The sequence below is a fragment of the Roseiarcus sp. genome (genome assembly GCF_052145395.1).
GTDB lineage: Bacteria > Pseudomonadota > Alphaproteobacteria > Rhizobiales > Beijerinckiaceae > Roseiarcus.
In genome coordinates this window covers 1-3,865 of sequence record NZ_JBKQOT010000095.1, presented here as the reverse complement: position 1 = coordinate 3,865, position 3,865 = coordinate 1, and the positions used below count along the sequence as shown (strand labels likewise).

The window sequence follows — 3,865 nt, the reverse complement described above, 5'->3', positions numbered from 1 at the left end:
AATGCGCTTGCAGCCGGCCAGGATGGTGGCATTGTGGCCAATCCACACGTCGTCTTCGATCTCTTGTGGCGAACAGTCATTGTTCTCCGGCGTGACGCCCAATTGTGACAAGTAGAGGTAAGGATGGGTGGTCAGGCTGTGGAACGGATGGTTCGCTTCCACAAGCCGGACGTTGCTCGCGAAGGAGCAGTAACGGCCAATACGCGTTCCAGGTGGGATGCGCCAGCGGTCGAAACACCCGTAACTGTAGAGGCCAACGTGGATATCGTAGAGCTTACGGAAACGTTCTCGGATCAGCTTGCTTTCGAGACCGCCCTTGGCGAATTTCACGATCAAGCGATCGACGTTTTGTCGCAAACTCATTTGCCCCTCCAAGGGTAACACACATCTCCGCGTGACAATTTTCCTCTCGGTCTCGCGTCTACGCGTTGTCGTGGCTGTCTAACCAATATTGGTAATTAACGTCAACTCATTTTCTTTTTTTTGCGCCGTGGGATCGAGAAGTTGGATTTCTGAAAATAAGAAATACTTGGGCGACAATTTCAATATGCTCCTCATCGACCACGGGTAGCCGCGCGAGGCCGCATCAAACGATGCGATAGCCTGTCCATCGACCGGGCGTTGTTCGACGGAGGGCGCGGGCGCCGATCGGTTCACGTCCGTGCGCCATCAGTCGACTTCGCGCGACCCCGTCTTCGCAATCGGGACACTCAGCCCGATGGCCCGTCTTCCACCTTCGTGGGTCGCGCCCGGCTCGCGCCGCCGGCGGCGGCGACCCGACCCGGTTGGGCCGAGCAACAGGCCTCAAGCCTCGAGGAGACCGCTACGGCGTTGAACGAGATTACCATCGCCGCAAGCAGCACAGCCGAGGGGGCGCAGCACGCCATTGATGTTGTGGCGGTCGCGAGAGACGATGCGCAGCAGAGCATCGAGATCGTGCGGCAGGCGATCGACGCGATGGGCAAGATCGAAAAGTCTTCGAGCGAGATTGGCCAGATCATCGGGGTTATGGCCGTTGATGCATTTCGTCAGGGAATGCACGACGAGGTCCGTGTCGTGTTCGAGCGGCCGCTGGACGGCTGGCGAGGCGAAGGTCGAGTCGACGACCACCGTGAGCCCCGCGGCATGGGCTGCCCGCCGCAAACGATGACTGAATCCGGAGTGAGACGGGCGACCTCATCGATTGTGCGGTCCGCATTCAGGACGACCTGGCTCGAGGACGCGACGGATGCCTCGAGTCCGACTGGCGGCTTCGAGGTTCGTCACAACTGCGACCGGAGACTTGTGCTAGGGCTCCGACGATGAACGGTTTCGCCCTTTCCACCCTTACCATTTGTGGCCTTCATGAACTCGACGCGCACGGCGCTCGCGACGTGACGCACGTCCTGTCTCTCCTCGACCCGGGGACCCCGGAGCCGACCCCTTTTTCAACCTACGATCCGCACGTCCGAGCGACGCTCTATTTCCACGATGCGATCGAGCCCGCGCCCAACATCGTGCTGCCAGAGATGTCGGACGTCGAGACGATCCTTGCTTTCGCTCGCGACGCTGGCGACATGCGTCACTTGCTGATCCATTGCCATATGGGCATTTCCCGCTCGACCGCAGCAATGCTGATGGTCCTGGCGCAGACCTTTCCCGGTGAACTCGAGGTCGCCCTGGTCGACCGGTTGATGGAGATCCGGCCGCAGTCCTGGCCGAACTCCCGGATGATCGAATTTGCCGACGAGCGCCTCGGGCGCAATGGCCGCCTCGCCGCCGCGGTCAGCAGGATCTACGCTCGCCATCTGGCCAGGCGCCCCGACCTTGCCGAGGCGATGCTCAAAATGGACCGGGCTCGAGAGGTGGAACTCGGGCGGCGGAGTCAAAGTGTCGACCTGAGATAGCAGGCTGCCGCTCCGCCCCGTCGTCCATTTCGGTCCACTTCCGGCACGGCAGGTCAGGAGCTACGTCCTCCAACCGCTTCCGAATTCGCACCAGGCGCGGCTCGAGCCCTGGTTCAAGCTGGAAGCCGCGGCCGCGCGCCAGGGCGATCATCCCGTCGTTGGTCCGCAACGTATCGCCGAATAGCCATTCAATGCCGTCGGCGGCGGCTTTGCGTTCGATTTCCTCGAGCAAGGCGAAGCCGAGGCCATGACGTCGCCAGTCGTCTGCAATCGACATGGAAAACTCCCCGGCGCGGTCCGCGCAGGAAAGCGCCACCCGGGCCTCGCCGACCACCGTTTCGCGATCCTCCGCCGTCGTGGTGAGGAGCAGGGTCAGCGTGTCGAGACCATTCGCGGCCAATGTGCGCGCCAACTCTGACGGCGGGAGCTCGCTTACGGCGCCCAGGAACCGATTGTAGCGCGACTGCGTGGTCAGCCCTCGGACATAGATTTGAAGGATATCGCCGTCGTTCAAACGAGCCGGACGAACAGCGACGCGAGTCTCCGGGCCGCGCTTCGCCCGCAGCATGCCGAGCTCGAACGGATCCGGGTCAAGAGCGCTATCGTCGGCATGCGCGGAACGCGCAAGCTCAAGGAAACGACCGTGCAGAGGCGCCGCAGCCATAACCAACCTTCGCAATGAGAGGTTTGTATTGAACGCCGCTACGTCGGCGGGCTCCAGTCAGACGCGAAAACCCTCCGCATGATTTCGCGCTCCAGGCTGTCCGTGAATCGTCCGCCGGACTGCGCCAGGAGGCGGGCAATCTCCCGGTCGAACGCGCTCTGGCGGCGGGCGTCAAGCGCGCCGTTCAGACGGCGAGCCAATCTCTTGAGCTTGGCGCCGGCGCCGTTTGCGACTGGCGCCGTGCGATCGTCGCAGTGAACTCCGGTGTGCGTCATGCTGGCCATTGGACCAACCTCGTCATTGACCATGGCGGCATATGAGCTATTCTCATCTGCCATGCTCCCCGGGCGCGCATGTTGGCAAGGAAATTGGGAGAACGCAAACGATATTGTCTCAGCTGAATGATGAGAAAATCTCATGCTTAACGCCCTTCCATCGCTGAACGCGCTTCGCGCGTTCGAGGCGGCCGCCCGGCATCTCAGCCTGACCAAGGCGGCGATGGAGTTGAACGTCACGCCGGGAGCGCTGAGCCACCAGATACGCGGTCTCGAAGAGCATCTGGGCCTCAAGCTCTTCGACCGCAACGTACGGTCGATCGCCCTGACGGCGGCGGGTAAGGCGCTCCAACCCGGCTTGCAGGCGGGCTTTCTTCATATCCGGGAAGCGCTGGCGAGCCTCGACAGGCTCGGTGACGCGCGCGTTCTCGTGGTCAGCGCGTCGCCCGGGTTTACCTCGAAATGGCTGGCGCCGCGGCTCTATCGCTTTTCGATGGCCTATCCCGAAATCGACGTGCGGGTTTCCTCGTCGATCAAGAACGCCAATTTCACCACCGACGGCGTCGACGCTGCGCTCCGCAACCTTCCGCTCAATGCGGCGCAGGACGAAGCCCTCGAAGTCGAGAAGCTGATCGACCTGTCCCTCGTACCAGTCTGCAGCCCTGTCCTCATCGAACAACACGGGCCTCTCACTTCGCCGGGCACACTCAAGGGCGTGCCGCTGATCCATGACGACAGCCTGTCCGGTCGCGCCGCCATGCCGACCTGGGCCGACTGGTTTGCGGCGGCCGGCGTGAAGGGCGTCGACGTCAGTCGAGGTCTTCGGTTCAACAGCTCTGATCACGCGCTCGACGCAACGGTCGAAGGCGCCGGCCTGCTGCTCGCTCTCGATGCGCTCGCTTACGACGATCTGCGCACCGGCCGTCTGGTCACACCCTTCGCCCTGACCCTGCCTTCAGGGCGCTGCTACGCATTCGTCTGCCGGAAGGAGCGGTCAGAGTCGACGAAGGTGCGGGTCTTTCGCGCGTGGCTCAGGGAAG

The 3,865-nt window shown here is 62.6% G+C and carries 6 protein-coding genes and 2 pseudogenes; 2 read left to right on the top strand and 6 right to left on the bottom strand.

Annotation, left to right across the window (positions count from 1 at the left end; genetic code table 11):
- From ACLP25_RS03295 to ACLP25_RS03280, 4 genes and pseudogenes are all read right to left on the bottom strand, one after another.
- Positions 1–363, bottom strand: a pseudogene (locus ACLP25_RS03295) (CatB-related O-acetyltransferase); the annotation flags it as partial.
- 78 nt (positions 364–441) lie between these two features.
- Positions 442–657 carry a hypothetical protein gene (locus tag ACLP25_RS03290; protein ID WP_442467803.1) on the bottom strand — a complete coding sequence of 72 codons (216 nt, stop codon included), beginning with the start codon at positions 655–657 and terminating at the stop codon, positions 442–444.
- 147 nt (positions 658–804) lie between these two features.
- Positions 805–1,041: a hypothetical protein gene (locus tag ACLP25_RS03285; protein WP_442467805.1), complete on the bottom strand. Its 237-nt coding sequence runs from the start codon at positions 1,039–1,041 to the stop codon at positions 805–807.
- Between the two features lie 24 nt (positions 1,042–1,065).
- Positions 1,066–1,110, bottom strand: a pseudogene (locus ACLP25_RS03280) (hypothetical protein); the annotation flags it as partial.
- A gap of 191 nt (positions 1,111–1,301) precedes the next feature.
- Here ACLP25_RS03280 and ACLP25_RS03275 point away from each other — a divergent pair.
- Entirely contained in the window at positions 1,302–1,886 is a 585-nt protein-coding gene (locus ACLP25_RS03275) for a tyrosine phosphatase family protein (protein WP_442467802.1), read from the top strand.
- Here the strand turns inward: ACLP25_RS03275 and ACLP25_RS03270 are convergent.
- Positions 1,822–2,454, bottom strand: coding sequence for a GNAT family N-acetyltransferase (locus ACLP25_RS03270; protein ID WP_442467804.1), 633 nt, complete (start codon positions 2,452–2,454; stop codon positions 1,822–1,824). The two genes, ACLP25_RS03275 and ACLP25_RS03270, sit on opposite strands and share 65 nt — an antisense overlap.
- Positions 2,455–2,588: 134 nt before the next feature.
- Complete coding sequence (locus ACLP25_RS03265; RefSeq protein ID WP_442467801.1) at positions 2,589–2,834, bottom strand: hypothetical protein; 246 nt, start codon at positions 2,832–2,834, stop codon at positions 2,589–2,591.
- 133 nt (positions 2,835–2,967) lie between these two features.
- On the opposite strand from ACLP25_RS03265, the gene gcvA reads away from it, so the two are divergent.
- Positions 2,968–3,865: transcriptional regulator GcvA (gcvA, locus tag ACLP25_RS03260; protein ID WP_442467800.1), on the top strand; the 898-nt coding region annotated here is incomplete at its 3' end.